Annotated in this window: 11 protein-coding genes; 1 reads left to right on the forward strand and 10 read right to left on the reverse strand. The window is 47.1% G+C overall.

Features of this window, described 5'->3' with window-relative positions:
- Positions 1-108: 108 nt before the first annotated feature.
- Entirely contained in the window at positions 109-912 is an 804-nt protein-coding gene (locus tag DP923_RS09635) for a M57 family metalloprotease (protein ID WP_112305666.1), read from the forward strand.
- A gap of 390 nt (positions 913-1,302) precedes the next feature.
- Here DP923_RS09635 and DP923_RS09640 read toward each other — a convergent pair whose 3' ends face one another.
- From DP923_RS09640 to DP923_RS09685, 10 genes are all read right to left on the reverse strand, one after another.
- Positions 1,303-3,978, reverse strand: coding sequence for a S8 family serine peptidase (locus DP923_RS09640; RefSeq protein WP_112305667.1), 2,676 nt, complete (start codon positions 3,976-3,978; stop codon positions 1,303-1,305).
- A 171-nt stretch (positions 3,979-4,149) separates the two neighbouring features.
- Positions 4,150-4,521, reverse strand: coding sequence for a VanZ family protein (locus tag DP923_RS09645; protein WP_112305668.1), 372 nt, complete (start codon positions 4,519-4,521; stop codon positions 4,150-4,152).
- Positions 4,522-4,541: 20 nt separating this feature from the next.
- Positions 4,542-4,922, reverse strand: coding sequence for a glycine cleavage system protein GcvH (gene gcvH, locus DP923_RS09650; protein WP_112305669.1), 381 nt, complete (start codon positions 4,920-4,922; stop codon positions 4,542-4,544).
- A gap of 62 nt (positions 4,923-4,984) precedes the next feature.
- Positions 4,985-12,166 (reverse strand): T9SS outer membrane translocon Sov/SprA, encoded by a 7,182-nt coding sequence (gene sov / locus DP923_RS09655; RefSeq protein ID WP_239020991.1) that lies wholly within the window; start codon positions 12,164-12,166, stop codon positions 4,985-4,987.
- Positions 12,167-12,184: 18 nt separating this feature from the next.
- Positions 12,185-12,781, reverse strand: a complete 597-nt coding sequence (ruvA, locus tag DP923_RS09660; RefSeq protein WP_112305670.1) for a Holliday junction branch migration protein RuvA — start codon at positions 12,779-12,781, stop codon at positions 12,185-12,187.
- Positions 12,782-15,055, reverse strand: coding sequence for an NADP-dependent malic enzyme (locus DP923_RS09665; protein ID WP_207801966.1), 2,274 nt, complete (start codon positions 15,053-15,055; stop codon positions 12,782-12,784).
- Between the two features lie 267 nt (positions 15,056-15,322).
- A complete protein-coding gene (locus DP923_RS09670) occupies positions 15,323-16,879 on the reverse strand; it encodes a lytic transglycosylase domain-containing protein (protein WP_112305671.1) in 1,557 nt (518 codons plus the stop codon).
- Between the two features lie 6 nt (positions 16,880-16,885).
- The gene (gene gatA / locus DP923_RS09675) at positions 16,886-18,322 is read right to left on the reverse strand and encodes an Asp-tRNA(Asn)/Glu-tRNA(Gln) amidotransferase subunit GatA (protein ID WP_112305672.1); all 1,437 of its coding nucleotides are present in this window, start codon (positions 18,320-18,322) and stop codon (positions 16,886-16,888) included.
- Positions 18,319-18,534: a Sec-independent protein translocase subunit TatA/TatB gene (locus DP923_RS09680; RefSeq protein ID WP_112305673.1), complete on the reverse strand. Its 216-nt coding sequence runs from the start codon at positions 18,532-18,534 to the stop codon at positions 18,319-18,321. Before DP923_RS09680 ends, gatA begins: the two co-directional genes overlap by 4 nt.
- Positions 18,535-18,556: 22 nt before the next feature.
- Positions 18,557-18,772 carry a twin-arginine translocase TatA/TatE family subunit gene (locus tag DP923_RS09685; RefSeq protein ID WP_112305674.1) on the reverse strand — a complete coding sequence of 72 codons (216 nt, stop codon included), beginning with the start codon at positions 18,770-18,772 and terminating at the stop codon, positions 18,557-18,559.
- Positions 18,773-18,890 lie beyond the last annotated feature (118 nt).

Raw genomic sequence — 18,890 nt, forward strand, 5'->3', positions numbered from 1 at the left:
AATTGTAAGTAATTGGTAGTTAGTGGGTAATAGTGTGAAACCCGATTGACGTCTGTGGAAGAGTGGCGTATATTGAGCCTATGTTAAACCTTAAAACAAATAGTACACATGAAATCTAATCGCTTCCTAGTATTAGCAGCTATCGCAGCTGTGTTCTCGTTCTCATCTTGCCAGAAAGAAGATGATGCTATTGCAACGCAATCAGAAGTATCTGAAAGCACCCTTACCCAAATCAAAAACCTGGGCTTTAACAACAAAAACGTACAGCGCGTGGAAGGTGGTTACCTGGTAGAAGGTGACATCGTATTAACGGAAGACAACCTGAAAGAAGCTGGTCAGGTACAGGCGTTACGCGTTGGTGAAGCTGAGCAGTACCGCACTACAAGATTAGTAACTGGCCTGCCACGTACTATCACTGTTTCTATTTCTTCTACGTTGCCAACTTCTTATGTTGCAGCTCTGGACGAAGCGATTGCCCGTTACAATGCACAAGGCCTGCGTATCACGTTCCGTCGTGTATCTTCAGGTGCTAACATTGCCCTTACAAAAGCTCCATCTGGCGCCAGCTACCTGGCCTCTGCTGGTTTCCCTACAAGCGGTGGTAACCCTTACAACTCGGTAGTGGTTAACTCAACTTACATCGGCACTAACCCGAACCGTTCTTACCTGGCTACTATCCTGGCGCACGAAATTGGCCATTGCATCGGTTTCCGCCACACAGACTACATGGACAGAAGCTACTCTTGCGGCGGTGGTTACACCAACGAAGGTGCCAGCACTGTTGGTGCTATCCAGATCCCGGGAACACCAGCCTCAGCTGATCCGAACTCTTGGATGTTAGCTTGTATCGGTACTGGTGCTAGCCGTCCGTTCAATGCCAACGACAGAACTGCTCTTAACTACATCTACTAGTTTTGAGTATATAAATCCTAACCTAATCTAACAGCAAGGCCGTTACGTAACTCGTAGCGGCCTTGCTGCTTTTAAGCAAGTATAAAATCATACTATAGAGTTAGGTTTGAAAGTATAAAGCAGTTGTCAGGATTATCCGAAAGTATAAGTACATAGTTGTTAAAAGTATACCTGCTATCATACTTTAAAAAACTGCCCTTGCTGCGTGTTTTCACCAGCAAGCAGAAAAGCTTTAGCTAAATGCCAGAAGTATAGTTACCGTTGAAAACACGAACACGGCAGGAATTATAAATATGCTTTGTTTACAGAACGAACAAAAGCTGCCCTGCAAAGTATAGACCTGGAGTTATACTTTACAGGGCAGCTTTATACTTTACTGAGAGGTGCTGCTTAAATAACCAAGATTCGCTTCACCAGTATGGTACCGGATGGTGTGTAGAGGCGCAGCAGGAAAAGCCCTTTGCCGAGGTTAACGGTAGGAATGGTCTTAACGGCGCCATCGTCTGTGGTTTCGTAACGCAATCTGCCCATCGGGTCAAAAAGCTGGATGCGGGCAAAGCCTTCGCCGCCCTCTGCAATTACATTGATATCCTGGCCTGCCAGCACCGGGTTAGGGTACGCCTGCAAAAAACCTTTCGGGGTATAATTTACTACCTCAGTCTGGCTGAAGTATACTTTACCTGCCTTGTCCGTTACACTTACCCTATACTTATTCAGGCCAGGCATCGGCTGCAGATCTTCCAGTTTGAAGACAGTAGCTGTAACCGGGTTGATTATTTGGAGTGTTTTAAAAGCCCCGAATTCATCGCGCTCCAGCCGCATTTCTTTTAACTGGTAAGTAGTGCTTAGCTGCAGATCGAACAATACACTGTCTGTTACAATTTGCTGCGGAAGAAAACTGATGATGTAGCATTTTTCCTGAGCCTGGTTGTGCCGCAAGGTATAACCCCGCTGCGCCGCAATGCTATTTATAATCGGGGCAATGGCAAAACTGGTGGATGATAGTTGAGCATTCGCCAACAGAAGGGTGGTATCGGCTGTGGTTGTAAAAGGCTGCATTTGCGTTTTGCCCAGCTGGTATACTTGGTACGTGGTGGCATTTTCCAGTTTCGGCCATTGCAGCAGTAATTTAGCATCACAGTTAAGGCCAACGGTAAGCGATACCAGTTTAGTAAGTATAAAGGTATCGGAAGTTACCGTTTCGGAGCCGGTTGAAAGCCGGAGTTGTGCTGTGGTGATATTAGCAGGTGTTTGCCAGTCGTAGTATTCTTTGGTGAGGTCAACTTGATCACTGATGACCGTCCAGGTGGTTGAGCCAGCTACTTTATAAGCCAGTGTGCCGGTTTTTTGCGTGGTGCCCTGCCACCGGATACGGTTTGTTTCGCCTGACTTAAGCGAGCTGTTTATAACCGGATAAATCCATTCCAGCGCATCTTTTTCATATTCGTAGGCTATACTATACGGCTGTGCATCTTGCGTAATTTTGAATCCGTTTACCTGTATTTCGTACGTCCCGGCATCCGGTAAAAGCAGCGTTACCTGTTCTGCATTATTCAGCCGGTCCATGCGGCGTTTGGCAGGTAGTTTAAGCGAATCGGGGTGCGGGTAGGAGCTAAGCACCCAGGGCAGCAACTGCTGGTTATTCTGCTTGTTTATAACTTTCAGATCGAGGTCATTTATTAAGGCTTTACCGGTTGTCTCGGGTGAGGTGGCCAGATCGTGCCAGGCAAGGGTAACTTTTAACTGGCGCACACCTGCAGGAACCTGTATAGTAAATTTCTGCTGAGAACCTTGCGTAACGGTTTGGTTATAAAACCGGTTGTCCTGTATGGTCCTGATCGCGCCTAAAGCATCGGCATTGCCAAAACCTGTTTCAAAGTCTACTTCCGGGCGGCCACGGTCATCGGCACTGTTCAGAAGTATGGCTTTAAGTAAGACGGCATCCGGCAAAGCACCGTTATACTTTTGGGCATAGGCCTGCTGTAGTAATACAGCAATTCCGGAAACAAGTGCCGCAGATTCTGATGTGCCGCCGGGCCCATGTGCTACCAGTTCAGGTTTCACTCTGCCATCGTAAGCCGGACCTCTGGAGCTGCGTGCGCCCACGGTACCAGCTGCATCAAGCGCACCCACACTCAGCGTATTTTTAGAAAGTTTAAACTGGCCGGTGAGGTTGGCTACATGTTCGATTCCGGCATAAGCTCCTTCTTCAATAGTTTTATCACCGCTGTTACCCGACGAAAAAACATGCAACAGTTTAGGATACTGAATTGCTTGCTCATCGTAGGCCTGGCTCTCCAGTCCATAATAATTCTCAAGGCCAACGCCATAGGAGTGGTTCTGCACAAAAACTTTAGCAGCTGTTAGCTGTGCGCCATTATCGGGCATAAACTGGTCGCCTTCGCCGGGCACGTTACTGGCAAATGTAGCCGTTGCCAACGTTGCCTGCCACGCTACGCCTTTTGCATTTGGCCCGGAGTTGCTGCCTCCGGCAATAACGGTGGCCATTTCGGTGGCATGTGGTGTGTGGGCGTTGGCAAAAAGCGGCGACGGAAGTATACGGTTTCGGAAATCAATATCTGTTGTATCAAAAGCGCCTTCTTTTACCGATACCACAAAGCCCTGCCCTGCCAGTTGCGGCAAGTACGCATGCACCGGAGCGATCTTGTTAACGGCAAGGTCTGAGTCTTTCAGTTCGGCTTCCAGGTTTGCAGTGCGGCTGGCGCGGTCTATGTACGTTACCAACGGACTTTTAAGCAGTTCGGATAGTTGTGTGGTCGTCAGGTTCGAAACCAGCAAAGTTTTTCCGTAATCGCTTCGGGCAACAGCTTTTGGGTAAGTGAGTTGCAGCCAGTTCCTGAATTTTGCTTCTTCTGTAACGGCTACACGCACCGTTAGGGCAGCTTTGCCAGCACCAGTAACCTGCAGCGGCGACGCAATTTTGTGTTTATAAGTATGGCTGATGGGAGAACTGTTCTGCTGTGCCTGCAAGGGGGCTGTTAACCCAACGATCAAGTATAAAATGAAACACTTTAAAGTATGGCGGGTGCGGGTAACTACTTGCATAAGTATAGATAAAGGAACAGGTACGCTATTAGCTGGATCAAAGATCAAACAGCATGAAATTTAGCTAAAGCGAGCTTTAAATGCAAGAATCATAAAGCAGGTTATACTTAGCCGGAAGTATGATTTCCCACTATTACACAAGCGCGGCGATCAGAAAGGAAGGATAAAATATCAGCCGTGGATCCATTTGAAGATTAGTAGCCCAAAAACACAGCCGGCTGTATTGGCAAGCAGGTCGAGAGGTTCGGCGTGCCGGGTAGTGGTGAGGGTATGTTGTAGCACCTCTATCAGTATACCATACCCCGTGGCAACAAGCAGCGCATACCGTATAGCAAAATGATGCAGCCGGTGGTAACTATACTGTTTCCTGAAGCCCACGATCAGCAGAAAAGTGAGTACTGTAAACATCAGGAAATGCACCAGTGTATCTGCTTTGATAAAATAAAAAGTAGAGACCTGGGGCAAAGAAGAAGTGGGCAGCAATGTGCCTAAAAGCATCATGGCTGCCCACAGTATGGCAAACAGGTTATAGCGGAATAACAAGCCTATTTAACCGTAAAAGCTTAGTGACCGATTACTTCGCGGTAACCATCAGCTGTTAATAAACCTTCCAGTTCAGCGGTATTGTCGATCGACATTTTAATGATCCAGCCATCACCGTAAGGGTCAGAGTTTACAAGCTCCGGGCTGCCTTCCAGTTTCTCGTTAAACTCCAGAACAGTTCCTGTTAATGGTAAAAACAGGTCAGAAACAGTTTTAACGGCTTCTACTGTACCAAAAACAGCTTCCTGCTCCAGGGCTTTATCCACTGTGTCGATGTCTACATACACGATATCGCCTAGCTCGCTTTGCGCAAAGTCAGTGATTCCTACATAGGCTACATCGCCTTCAACACGTATCCATTCGTGATCTTTTGTATACTTCAGAGTTTCAGGTAGATTCATTTTGTCTTGTCTGATTAAAATTTATACGTCAAAAATACGCTCTTTTTCGCAATGCAAAAACTTTATTGCAAACTAACTCTAAGCTGGATGCCGCCTTCAGATACACTGTTTTTAAACGAGGTGGATATCTTCGGGTCAGATACAGTACGCAATACATAGAACTGCAGGTTTACACGCTCACTGATGATATAATCAATGGTAGGGCGAAGCTGCAACTGGCGTGTGCCGTTCGTGATCTGGTTCTGGCTGCGCTCTACGCCCTGCTCGTCGCGGGCAATGGCGCGCTGCACTGTCTGGTTATCTCTAACTGAGAAATCAAGGCGCATGGTCAGTTCATTATCCAGTACGATCGGCCTGCCTCCAAAGCTAAACGGAATCCGGAAATTGGTGGTTGTATAGCCAAAGCCAAGTACGTAATCTTTTACATTGGTCTCGGTTACCTGCGCATTGGTCAGGTTAAGCGACAGGTTACGTTCGATTTTATACTCCAGCCTACCACTCAGGTTAGTTTTTGTACGGAAGTTAACCCCGATAAGTGGTGCCAAGCGTTCGCTGACTGTTATCTGGCTCACTAAGTAATACGGCACTATTTTGTTAAACTCATTCAGCAGGTTTGGTAAACCTTCCGGCTCCTGGTTATAACCCAGCGAAGTGGTAAAGTTGGTGATGTTATAGCTGGCATTATAAGCATGCGTAAGGTTTACCTGGCTGAACCACTGCTTAAAGAAAGGCAGGTTAGACAAGCCATTGTAATCCACGCGCCAGTTCGGAATCGGCAAACGCTTAAACGGGCTGTCATTTGTCTTTACTTTATACCCGTTCACATCGCGGCCCTGATACGCGTACAAGAAGGATTTCATCAGTACTTCCTGTGAGTTTACTGTATAGCCCGAGTCGCCGGCAACCGGGTTGGCAGCAAGCAAGCGGTCGCGTACTACATAGCGGTTGGCTACAAAGTTCTCGAACGCATCCGAAATACCACTTCCCGTAGACTCGAACAAGGTACCCAAGGCCATAAACGACGTACTGAAAGAGCCGGAGTTAAACGGATTCTGGCGCTGGTCTATACTTCCTACTTCACCAAAATCATCATACTCTTTGCGGTAGAAAACCTCTTCAATATCAGATTTGTTGCGGCGCGCTTCTAACTGAATGTTAAAGGCTTTGAAAGGCTCCAGGTTGGCGCGTGCTGTAAATGTTTCGGTAAAGATGGCGCTTAACGGTGTGTTCAGGTACTGGCTGCTATCCGTGTACCAGCCGTTACTGCTTGCTCTGTTATATAAATCGTCCAGGTCGGATTGCTGGCCAAGTATAAACGGTAATCCCGGCGCATCAAAACCATCATCAAAACCCAGGAAACGGGTACCTGGCAAATAGCCCGGCAACATCGTGCCACGGTTTTGCAGGTAAGTAAAGTTAACAGAGCGCGTCATCATCAGCACTTTCGCCACCGATTTCAGGAACTTCAGGTCAGGCTTCTTCTGTGTCGTATCATTCTGAGCTGCGTTTGCCGGTAGTGGTGGTGCCGGTGTATTAACTGCTTTCAGGAACTTCACTTTATTGTAGAGCTTCACCAGATCAAACTTACCATTCAGGCTTAGCTCGGTGCTGTTCTCTACGGTATTACCTAACTGGAAAGTCGTATCCTGGTTCAGGGCCGTAGAACCTGCCGTCCAGATATAGTTGGCTGCATAGCGGGTTTCGGCTCCGATCCAATCAGTAAGCGGGAATTTATCAAGTGGCAGTTTATAGTTAACAGCTACCAACTGGTTAAAATTGGTGTTACGGCCGCCGCGTTTCAGGTTATCCCAGATGACCTTGTTTTTATACCTGAGCGAGTCTATATCCTGGTTAATGCGGTTATCGGGTTCATCTATTGTAGAACGGTTCGTAGCCGTATAGTCCAGAGACAGGCTCTTGCTGATGTCCCACTTCATGTCATAAATCCTGTTGAAGAAGAAGTACTTCTGGAAAGTAGGATCAATGCCACGTGTCGTGATCAGGCCGGTGGCTGCATCGCGGCGTTGTAAAAACGTTTCGTTGTAACGGCGGTCCAGGTCAGCTCTGAAAGCAAAGCTGCTTGGCAGCGGTGTAAAGTTCAGGTCTTTTATCAGGCGCAGGTACGGCGATTTCAGCTTCGGATTTTCGATGAAAGGCTCGTAGTTTTTAGCGGCTGGGTTGGTATAGTTATAAGCTACACCACCTGTATAAGTTTTCGTAAAATCACGGTCTGTTTCGATGTTTGTAAACAAGCGCTCCGCATAAGAATAAGAGAAAGAAAGGTTCTCCACATCGTAAGGCCGTATTTTTGCTTCCGGGTTGGTGCGCTCTTTGCGAACATTCAGTAAGCTGATGCTTTTCCTGGTTTCGCGGGTTGTTACTTCCTTTTTGTATTCGTTACGGGCATCTCTGTCTTCAAACCTGTCCAGCGATTGTTCGAGCGGTACGTCTTTATCCAGCGGGTCGAACTGTGGCTGGCTGTTAAGCGTGCCATACTGCACAGACAACGGCACTTTTATGCCTGTTTTTTCGGGCAGGAATTTGTCTACCGCTACGTTTGCGCTTACATCAAACAAAGCTGTGTTTTCGCGGGCACGTTGCGCCAGTTTCTGCTGCAAGCCACCAAAACCTACAGTAGTATAAGCACCGGTTGCGGTTATGTTGGCAAAATCTGCAAGTTTGGTATTTACTCTGGCATTAGCCGCCCAACCCGACTGGTTCCGGAAATCTGTTACACGCAGTTCGTTAACCCACATGCAAATAGAATGTGCCGCCGCATCATCGCCGCTGGCCAGGCGCGGGTTACGCATCCCGATCATCACGCCCTGCACTTCACTGAAATCCGGGTTACCTACTACTCTGATGATTTTGCCATTTGGTAGCAGTACTTCGTAAGGCGTGTAGCGGTTGTAACCTGCTATTCTGTTTCGGGCAACTTTGGCATCCACAAAATCCTGTAAGGCCACGTCAATTTCGTTTTCGAGCGGCCATATTTCCGAAGGAGAGATGCTGCCCTGCGGTGTTAATTTAAGCGGAACCACATACTCGTAATAGTTTTGGGTATAATCCGTACCAATCCGGATAAAGGCTTGCATATCGTCGTTCTGGGTTACTTCCGGGTTAGAGGTTTCGGCGTGTATAAACAATTTCAAACGCTTGTAGATCAGCATATCGATCGACAGGTTTTTGTAGACAGCTTTCGAAAAAGAATCTTTCAGGTCTTCCACGCACAACTGCAACGACTGCTCGTTTTGGCGGCGGTTGTTGGTAGAGGCATAATCGCGGAGGCGCTCGATGCCCGGCGGAAGTACATAAGGAGTTGTGCCACCAGCACCTGTGCCGTTTTCTTCTACGTTAACGGTAGAGATCGTGAAAGTACGGGCATCATCGGTACAGTTTATACAAGGTGCGCCGTCTGTAATGGGTTGTAAATACTGGCGCCACTGGTTCGCTACAAACTGGAACTGCACAAAACGTAGCACCACCGGATCGGCAAACTGGTTCAGGTACATACGCATAAACCGGATAGATTTAAACCCGCTGATGTTCCCTACACTGCCTGTTGGCTGGCGTACCGGCACCCGGAACTGGTACCAGGTTACCTGCTCGCCATTGATCTCGCTTGTTACCTGGTCTACAATAAAATTCTGACCTACGTTAAGCGCGCCAGGTTGCAGGTTGATCTTATACTCGTAATACTGCTCTGTATCGTTGATAACGTTATCACGGTTCAGGTCTTCTTTATCCGGGAAAGCGTAGTTAGAGAAACGGCTGTTTTCCGGTGAGTTGCCATCCATGCCGTTGTAGTTTTTATAACGCGCCAGTATACCGGCGTTCTGCTGATCGTAGAACGGGTCGAGGTGGTGACGGAAGTTATCGGCAGAAGGGTCGTCTACCACTATTTGCGGGGGAGTGCCCGGTATCAGGTTCAGGAAGCTGTTCTGGAAAAAAGCACGTTCGTCTGCATTGTTCAAACCATCCAAACCAACATCCTGAAACTGTCTGGAACCCGGTATACCTGCAAACGCATCGGTTAAGAACTGTTGTGTGGTGACGCGCCCCCAAAGGCTTTCGTTTATGTTCTGAAGTGTGCCATCTGTTGGTAATCCGTTCTCAAAAGAATACTGGTTGTCTTGTAAAATGTCTTCTGAGATGCTACCCAGGTTCAGGACAAGTTCTCCGCCTTCTGTACTGTTGATCAGGTTACCTTCTGCATCTCGTCGGCCATTAACACCCTGGATGAACGGGTCCAGGAGCCAGAACTCCATATACTCGATGTTGGCATTATCAAAATCAGTATCGAAGGTAATATCACGGCTGATACCGCCCCAGTTCTGGCGCGGGTCGCCTGTTAAAAGGCCTTGTGCATTCAGGTTTGGGTTGTAGTTATACTGGCCACGTTCTGCCGGATAATAGGCTACATCAAACGTGTATTCAAAGGTATTGGCAACTTCAGGGTCGCGGCCCGGGAATACCTCATTTCTGCGGATACCACGCACGTAGTGGTTTTTAAGTTCATCATCTGAGATATTGCCTGGTTTCAGGTTATCGGCATCGCGGTAATAGATCTGGTCAATAGTATACCAGGCTACACGTGCCCGGTTATAGGCGTAAGCCAGTCCTGCACCAATTACTAAAGGCGCTGGTGTGGCAGCTAAGCGCCAACTGGCGTTGCTGGTTCCGGCCAGGTTATAGGGTGTTTCAGCGCCTTCAAAATCATCTAAGTAAGAAGTACCATCTTCGTTTACCGGTGATTTTGTTTTAGAAGGCACCAATTGCGCAAACTCACCGCTGAAGGTAAAACTGGAAGGGGCTTTGGTATCGATTAACGGAATAGCATCCGTTAGTTTGGTCAGTAACCTGGATTCCCTTTGAAAATTAACATCGAAGCCGTAGATGGTGTTATTGGTGGGTTCGTCGCCTATGCTGACGCGGTTAATATAAGGCTGCTCGCTCAGGTGCAATACCGTCGCGCCAATGTTCAGTTCGTTATTTACTTTATAATCAAAGCGCGCACCTACCAGGCCACGTGGTTGTATGTTCAGGAGTTCGGCTTTCTCATAGGTTACGCGCAGGTCGCTGGCCGAACTGATGTAGCTTGGATTCAAGATTTTGATACGGCCCAGATCATAGAAAACCTGGTAATCGGTGCCTTCTGTTAAACGTGTACCACCGGAGTATACAGCCACGGAACCTTCTGCTATCCTGAAACCGGGAAGTATGATCTCGTCTGTAGATGTTGCCTGGAACCTGCCTGATAGAAAGAATTTAGCTTTTACATTGTTCTGCTGCGCATCTGTCTGTGTCTGTTCATACAGTTCCTGGAAAACGTAACGGTCTATCAGTTCGGGGTTGCCAGCCAGTTTTGAAGCCAGGTAGCTGCCGAACGGCTCTACCTGTGGGAAGTAAATACGGCCGTTATCCGGATCGATGGTAATGCCGGGTAGAAAGTCGAAATTGCCGTCGCTGGGTTTATCGTTGTTGGTATTTACGTTGTCCAGATTCAGCACTTCAATTAAAGGGATATTCTGGATCGGGCTTGCCTCTTTTATACTTGTAATGTCTACGCCAGTCTCATCATCCTTGTAGATGATCTGCATCCTGAAGTTTTCGCGGTTTATCTGTGTGGCATCCAGGCTGTACACGTTCTTCATCATCAAATCCCAGGTCGGAAACTCCAGTGCCGGATTTGTCGCTTTCAGCAATTTCATATGGATCACAGCGTCGTCCTGCAGGTTCTGATAATCTTCCAGCAACTCACCTACTTTATAAGTTCTGCCATTGAACGTATACTCAAACGCAATACCCAGTACCTGGTCTGGCAGCAGGGCGGAGGTAAGTGAAATATGGCCGAGCTGCGGGTTAAATTTGAACTCGTTCGCTTCCAGTTTGCGGGCGCGCACATGCTCAAAGTCTACACCCTTTTGCAGGCCCTGGCTAAGCAGGTAAGCATCTACGGCAGTGTTGTTACGGGCTGTTCCGTTAGTTAGTAAAGTATAAAGTGAGTTGGCATCGTTGCTGGCGGGCGCAGTAGCCGGTCGGCCGGTACTAAACTGGTCCCGGAATGGGTCAGCTTCACCCAGATCCATGTGCGCGACAATGTTACGCAGGTTTTGGGTAGCGCGGTTGTTGTTAGTTACATACAGTTCGAGCCTGCGGATAACGATACCGGAATTTACCAGGGGCAGGTTAGCCAGCGCATTATCATACCGGTTCCGGAAAAACTGCGACAGGAAGAAGTGGCGGTCTTTGTCATATTGGTCGAGCCTGATCTCGAAAGGTTTGTTCTGAGCTCCGTTCTGAATAATAACTTCATCGTTACGGCCGCGCACGTTGGAGGCAATAGCTGTAACACCCAAACGCCCGAACTGCAGTTGTGTTTTTATACCGAACAGGTTTTGCGCGCCGGTTATAAGCGAGTTATTAAGAGGCAAGCTAACATTACCGGCTTCCACCTTGCGGATAATTTCTTCCTCGAAACCGGTATAATCCAGCTTCATGTTGTTCTCAAAATCGAAATTGGCGTTGTTGTCCCAGTTAAAGTTCAGGCGCATTTTCTCACCGATCTTACCTACCAGGTTAAGCGAAATGTTCTGATCAAATTCGAAGTCGCCGGTGCGTTGCTGGCGTAAAGGTATGGTGGGGTTCTCGTTGCGGTTAAAGCGTGCGCCAAATTTTAAGGATACGTTTCCGTTTGGCTGAATATCAACTACATTACCTCCGAATATACGATCGAAAACTGGGCTGATGTAAATTTTAGGAACCAGCCGTTTGCCACTCACCACACTTTCGCCATCCAGGCCGGCAGATTTTTCGCGCCAGTAATTACGAATGGCTTCGCGTTGCTGCCACTCCGAAAACTGCTGCATCGACATGGAGGACGGCGTACGGTAGTTTATACTATCACCAATGGTTTCGTTGATGTTATACTGTTGCAGGCTGTCGTCCAGAGCTACATTCAGTTTAATGTTACTGGGTTGGCCCAACAACAGTGGGGTAGTAGTAGCACGTGTACTAAACGGATTGCCCCGCCGGTCGGATGGAATAAAAGCAGGGCGGCGACTAGGGATATACTTGGTCGTATCAGCTTTAATGGTATCCTGTAAGTAAATGAGGTTTTGCAGCAGCGCATACTTAAAGTGGCCTTGCGTGCGCAAGCCCTCTGCCTGCGACCACAAGGCCAGCATAGAAATAGCAGCAACCGCTACAAGCAGCAGGTTGTTTTTTTTACTTTCCCGGTTCAAGATTGGAGTATAATTCTCTTATGAAGATTTCAACGCGAACTTTATTAATTCTTCGACACTCAGATTTCCGCCTTCCCGCTTTATAATGGTATCCAGTGTTTTTTCGGCTACGTTTTTAGCAAAGCCCAATGTAACTAAGGCAGATAACGCCTCGCCCCGTACCATATTGTGTGCTGTCTGAGCTGGGGTGGCCGTTGTATCGGCTGCCCATACTTCCTTCTTTATCTTATCTTTAAGTTCAAGTATAATGCGTTGCGCCGTTTTGGCTCCAATGCCCTTCACATGCTGTATCGTGCGTACATCTTCCCGGATAATAGCCTGCTGTATCTCTTCCACTGAAAGCGAAGACAGGATCATCAGGCCCGTGTTGGGCCCGACGCCTGAAATAGATATCAAGTGAAGAAAAGCTTCTTTTTCTGCTATAGTAGTAAAGCCGTAAAGCGTATGCGCATCTTCTTTTATATGCAGGAACGTATGCAGCTTGCAACGCTCACCGGCAGGCAGCGAGGAATAGGTACTTAGTGAAATCTTAATCTGGTAACCTACTCCCTGCACATCTATAATAACATAAGTAGGGTCTTTGTAAGCTAGTTTTCCATCAATATAAGCGATCATTTATATAGCTTGATTGTTATTATTCTGAGCATCTACGACAGCGATGGCAATCATGTTCACGATTTCGCGGATAGAACTGCCAAGCTGTAAAATGTGTACCGGTTTGCGCATCCCCATCAGCACAGGGCCAATGGCTTCTGCGCCACCAATTTCCTGTAAAAGCTTATAAGCAATATTACCCGCAGATAGTGTCGGAAAAATGAGCGTATTAGCTCCTTTTTCAGCCAGTTCACTGAACGGATAGTGCTCGCGCAGCAGGTTACGGTTTATGGCTGTGTTGGCCTGCATCTCGCCATCTATCAACAGGTCAGGGTATTTAAGTTTTGCCTTTTGTACAGCTTCAGCCGTTTTATCGGGCACAACACCTTTCACCGAGCCAAAGTTCGAGTAAGAAAGCATGGCAATACGTGGCTCTGTATCAAAAAAGCGCACAGCACGCGCTGTCAGCCCGATAATGTCAACCAGTTCGTCTGAATTTGGGTTCACATTTACCGTAGTATCTGCAAAAAAGTATGGCTCCTTTTTATTCAGGATGATGTACATCCCTGCTACCTTGTTTATACCTTCTTCCACGCCCACTACCTGTAGGGCAGGCACAATCGTTTTAGAATATTCGCGGGTAAGGCCTGAAATAAGTGCATCTGCTTCGCCGGTATTTAGCATCATACTACCGAAGTAGTTGCGGTCGCGCATCAGGCGCTGCGCATCAAAAAAGGTAAGACCTTTGCGCTTGCGCTTGTCATACAGCAGGTGTGCGTATTCTTCGCGCTTTTCATTTTCTTCGTAAGGGTCAATAATCCGTACCCCTTCCAACTCCATGTTATTCTCATCGATGATGGCCTGGATGCGCTCGCGGTTACCTAAAAGTATAGGGTTGGCGATGCGTTGCTCCTTTACGATCTGGGCAGCTTTCAGAATTTTGAAGTGGTCGGCCTCCGCAAATACAACCGTCTTCGGATCTTTTTTAGCCTGGTTGGTGATACGGGTCATCAGTTTCTGGTCGATGCCGATGCGTTCCTGCAGCTCCTGTTCGTAAGCTTCCCAGTTGGTGATCGGAATACGGGCCACTCCGCTGTCCATGGCAGCCTTTGCTACAGCCGGGGATATAGTTGTGATCAGGCGTGGGTCCAGTGGTTTAGGGATCAGGTAGAAACGACCGAAGTTTATCGTGTTATCGCCATACGCTTTCAGTACAAGTTCCGGCACCGGTTCTTTGGCAAGTTTGGCCAGCGCGTGTACGGCTGCCAGTTTCATTTCCTCGTTTATCTCGGTAGCACGCACATCCAGCGCCCCCCTGAAAATGTAAGGGAAGCCCAATACGTTGTTTACCTGGTTCGGATGGTCGGAGCGGCCGGTTGCCATAATCAGGTCTTTACGGGTAGCCATGGCCACATCATAAGGAATCTCAGGGTCCGGATTGGCCAGCGCGAAAATGATCGGATCGTTCGCCATCAGCTTTACCAACTCAGGATCAAGCACGTTACCGGCAGATAAACCGATGAACACATCAGCACCTTCCAAAGCTTCGGCAAGCGTATTTATTTTTCGGGTTGTAACAAACTGCGCGCGGTAAATATCAAGGTCGTTACGTTCCGGACGGATGATGCCATCCTTATCAAACATCACAATGTTATCCATCTTTACCCCAAGCGCCACATACAATTTGGCACATGCAATGGCGGCGGCACCAGCACCGTTTACCACCATTTTAATAGAGCCGATTTTTTTATTTGTGAGCTCCAAAGCGTTAAGAAGTGCGGCAGATGAGATAATGGCCGTGCCGTGCTGGTCGTCGTGCATCAACGGAATGCTCATCTGCTCTTTCAGCGCATTCTCTATTTTAAAGCTTTCAGGAGCCTTAATGTCTTCGAGGTTAATGCCACCAAACGTAGGCTCCAGCGATTTTACGATCCGGATAAATTCTTCCGGGTCGTTGCAGTCTATTTCAATATCGAATACATCGATGCCAGCAAATTTTTTGAAGAGTACGCCTTTCCCTTCCATTACAGGTTTGGAAGCATCCGGGCCAATATTGCCAAGCCCCAGTACTGCCGTGCCGTTTGTAATAACGCCTACCAGGTTTCCTTTGGCCGTATACTTATATACATTATCCTTATCAGCATGAATTTCTTTGCAAGGCTCAGCCACACCCGGCGAGTAAGCAAGCGCCAAATCGTGCTGTGTACTTACCATCTTGGTCGGGACTACTTCAATCTTACCGGGCTTGCCTTCAGAATGGTAGTTAAGGGCTTCTTCTTTATTTACTTTAATCATGGGTATGCAATGAGGTTTGTGTTATCGGTTAAGCTTTGGATACCACATACTTTAGCAATTCTAAATAATCTTGCTAAAGCCCAATTTCATAAGAAATAATGGGTATTCAAAATGTAGATTTCAAAGATAAGGGCTCTTGTAACTTAACAAAGCAGAATGATGGCTTTTTTGCAATACAAATGGTTTGCAGGTGGTGGTTTATACTTGTTTAAAGTAAAAAGCACCTTCTGTTTGGGAAGGTGCTTTTTACTTTAAATTATGCAGTTCTTAACTTAAAATAAGTTTCTGACCGGGCTTGATTTCGTTTGTTTTCAGTTTATTTAACTGTTTGATTTTCTCTACCGGAATGCCATTGTATCGGAGCGATATATTCCAGAGGGTATCGCCAGGCTGTACAATGTGATGGTTTAGCTCTTCTGAATCAGTTTTATCGGCAGTTCTTATTTTTTGCTGCTCGATTTTTTCACCTGCTTTAGGTGTTGTATTAGCAGAAGCAAGCAGAACTGGTACTTCTTCGGAATCCGGTTTGTAGATGACAAGTTGCTGCTTGTAATCGATGCGGTTCCCATTTAAGTTGTTCCACTCTTTTAGCTGTGCTATGGTTACATTATGGCGCTTGGCTATTTCAGAAAGGTTATCGTTGCGCTGTACCTGGTACGTTTTTTTAGTTGAAGCTATACTTCGTTTTTCGTCTGGTTTGGTGGTATCGGCTGGCGTTGCCGGTTTGGTAGCCGAGGCAAGCATCACCTTTGCAGGTGCCAGATCTGCTATGTTCTGTTTAACCGGAACACTAGGTGCACTAGCCAAAAGTATACATTCCTTGTCTGCTGCTGAGGCAAACATATTCATTTGCTGGGAAGGTATGCGCACCGTGTACGTATTACCAGCCGGAAGTATAGCTTGCTTTATTTCAGGGTTAAGAGCCAGTAAAGTTTTTTCTTCCAGGTTTAATTCGAGGGCCAGCTTTTTCAGGTCAACGGCCTGGTCAATGTGCAGCACATCCGTATCAGTAGCGTAAAGTATGGAATCCGAGAAAATGTGATGTTCCGGCGCATACTTCATGGCGTAAATTACAGCCGTCATAGAAGGTACATAGCCCCGCGTTTCTTTTGGCAGATAAGGGAAAATCTCCCAGAATGTTTTTTTGCCACCACCTGCTTTTCTGATGGCTTTGTTCACGTTGCCCGGTCCGCAGTTATAAGCAGCCAGCGCAAGTTCCCAGTCTCCGTAGCTTTTGTGCAAACGGCGTAAAAACTTAAGGGCAGCTTCCGTTGATTTTTCCGGATCGAGGCGCTCGTCTATGTATTCGTTCTGGATCTTCAGGCCATACTCTTTGCCGGTTGCAGGCATAAACTGCCACAAACCAGCCGCGCCCACATACGATTTTGCTTTCGGGTTAAGCCCGGATTCCACAATAGCCAGGTATTTAAGGTCCTGGGGCATGTTGTGTTTTTTAAGATAGGCTTCGAACAGCGGAAAGTATACATTCTCCCTGGAAATCATGGTGCGGGTATACTTCCTGTTCCGGATGGTAAAGTAGTCTACAAAGTTGCGGACAAAGTTGTTGAACACTAACGGAATATCAGACTCGATACAGCTTAGCCTGTCGGCAATTACATCGTTGGGCTCGTTGGGAATGTACTCCACCAGCAACGCCAGTTCCTCGGGGGTGAGAAAAGTAGTATCAATTTGCGGTGTAAGATCGAGCGTGTCCTCCAGAACAGGCATTTCGTACGTACGGCTACCGCTTGCAGCGAAGGCATTACCTGCCCAAATGCTGCCAACGATAGCCGTAAGCACTGTAAAGAGTTTACAATACGTCATAAATAACTATGCTTCAACGGTTATCTTTTCTAAGATATAGTTGGAGAATGCAAACAGTTGCGAATCTTCGAACGAGCGGGTCATTAACTGCAACCCGATCGAAAGTCCTTTGGCATCGCGGCCAACCGGAATAGAAATTGCCGGTACACCTGCCAGCGAAGCCTGTACAGTAAAGATATCAGCTAAATACATAGCCAACGGGTTCTCTGAATTCTCACCTATCCTGAAAGCCGTAGTAGGCGCAGTAGGCAAAATCAGGAAATCATACTGTTGCAGCAACTCCTCTGTTTTCTCTTTTATAAGTCTTCTTACTTTCTGGGCTTTGGTATAGTAGGCATCATAATAATCAGCACTCAGCACAAAGGTACCCAGCATGATACGGCGCTGTACTTCCGCGCCAAAGCCCTCAGATCTTGTTTTTTTGTATAACGATGTCAGGTCTGTAACATTGCCCGACCGGAATCCATACTTTACACCATCGTAGCGGCCCAGGTTAGAGCTGGCTTCGGCAGTGGTAAGTATATAATAGGTAGGCACCATGTAATCGAGGTAAGGGAAATCGACGCCTTCCACCGTATGGCCGGCCTCTTTCAGCATATCTTTTACGCCAAGTATACTTTCCTTTACTTCTGCATCGAGGCCTTCGCTCTCGAAACAATCACGGATATAACCGATCTTATAGGTTTTATCAGTACTTAATAACTCGCTGTAAGCTGGTACTTCGCGTTGGCTTACGGTGCTGTCGTAGTCATCTTTTCCGGCAATTACTTCCAGAAGTAAAGCAGCATCTTCCACGTTCTTCGTGATCAGGCCAATCTGGTCGAAAGACGAAGCGTAGGCAATAAGGCCATACCTTGAAATGCGCGAATAAGTAGGCTTAAACCCAACAACGCCACAAAAAGAAGCTGGCTGGCGAACAGATCCGCCGGTATCGGAACCGATAGAAGCAAGGCAAAGGTCTGCCTGTACAGCCACAGCCGATCCACCTGACGAACCACCCGGCACACGGGAAGTGTCATCCGCATTTAAAACATTCCCAAACGAAGAGTTTTCGTTTGATGCGCCCATCGCAAATTCATCGCAGTTCTGGCGGCCGATAATGATCGCATCTTCTGCTAAAAGCCTTTGTACGGCAGTGGCAGTATACAGCGATTTAAAGCCGTTCAGGATCTGGCTGGAAGCCTGTAATGCGTGGCCTTCGTAAGCCAGTACGTCTTTTATTCCGATCACCATACCTGCCAGTTTACCGGCAGTACCATTTGCCAGTTTCTGGTCTACGGCATCGGCCTGGGCATAAGCTTCTTCTTCAAAAATCTCCAGAAAAGCGTTTAAGTTAGCTTTTTCCTTTATGTTCTGAAGGTAATAATCAACCAGTTTTCTGCAGGAAGTATGGCCACCGGCCAACTCCGTGCGGATGTCTTGTAGCGAATTATACTGTCTCAAACTTTTTTAGGTTTGTCGTCCTCAATGGAGCGTTCCAGTTCGTGTTTTATTTCGTTGGTAGCATCTTTAAACTCGCGTATACCACGGCCCATAGAGCGCGCAATACCCGGAATTTTATCGGCTCCAAACAATAGGAGTACTGCTGTTATGATAATAAACAGTTCTCCGCCTCCAATATCTCCGAGAAAGAGAAATGCAGTATGAAGGTTCATCGTATGCTTAGCTTTTTAAGTCTTACTTAACTGTGGAGTTATCGTCCTTAGCAGAAGTTTCGATGTCGTTCTTGATCTCTTTTGTTGCATCCTTAAACTCACGGATACCGCGGCCAAGGCCTTTTGCCAGCTCAGGAATACGTTTAGCGCCGAAAAGCAGGATGATAGCAATAAGTATAAGCGCTACTTCCATGCCGCCTAAACCGCCTATGAATGCTAAATTGTTGGTGATAGCCATATTGTTAGTCTTTAAAAATGGATACTACAAAATTAGAGTTTATATTTTAAATAAACCCACAAGTCCTTAGATTAGTTTAATACCTGCTTCAGGGGTTATTCGCTAAGACCTACGATGC

Source organism: Pontibacter arcticus, from assembly GCF_003284895.1.
Classification (GTDB): Bacteria; Bacteroidota; Bacteroidia; order Cytophagales; family Hymenobacteraceae; genus Pontibacter; species Pontibacter arcticus.

Bases quoted from the DNA above. Each gene is read 5' to 3' on its own strand.
- DP923_RS09635 (WP_112305666.1), top strand. From the start codon at position 109: ATGAAATCTAATCGCTTCCTAGTATTAGCAGCTATCGCAGCTGTGTTC.
- DP923_RS09640 (WP_112305667.1), bottom strand. From the start codon at position 3,978: ATGCAAGTAGTTACCCGCACCCGCCATACTTTAAAGTGTTTCATTTTA.
- gcvH (WP_112305669.1), bottom strand. From the start codon at position 4,922: ATGAATCTACCTGAAACTCTGAAGTATACAAAAGATCACGAATGGATA.
- ruvA (WP_112305670.1), bottom strand. From the start codon at position 12,781: ATGATCGCTTATATTGATGGAAAACTAGCTTACAAAGACCCTACTTAT.
- DP923_RS09665 (WP_207801966.1), bottom strand. From the start codon at position 15,055: ATGATTAAAGTAAATAAAGAAGAAGCCCTTAACTACCATTCTGAAGGC.
- DP923_RS09670 (WP_112305671.1), bottom strand. From the start codon at position 16,879: ATGACGTATTGTAAACTCTTTACAGTGCTTACGGCTATCGTTGGCAGC.
- DP923_RS09680 (WP_112305673.1), bottom strand. From the start codon at position 18,534: ATGAACCTTCATACTGCATTTCTCTTTCTCGGAGATATTGGAGGCGGA.
- DP923_RS09685 (WP_112305674.1), bottom strand. From the start codon at position 18,772: ATGGCTATCACCAACAATTTAGCATTCATAGGCGGTTTAGGCGGCATG.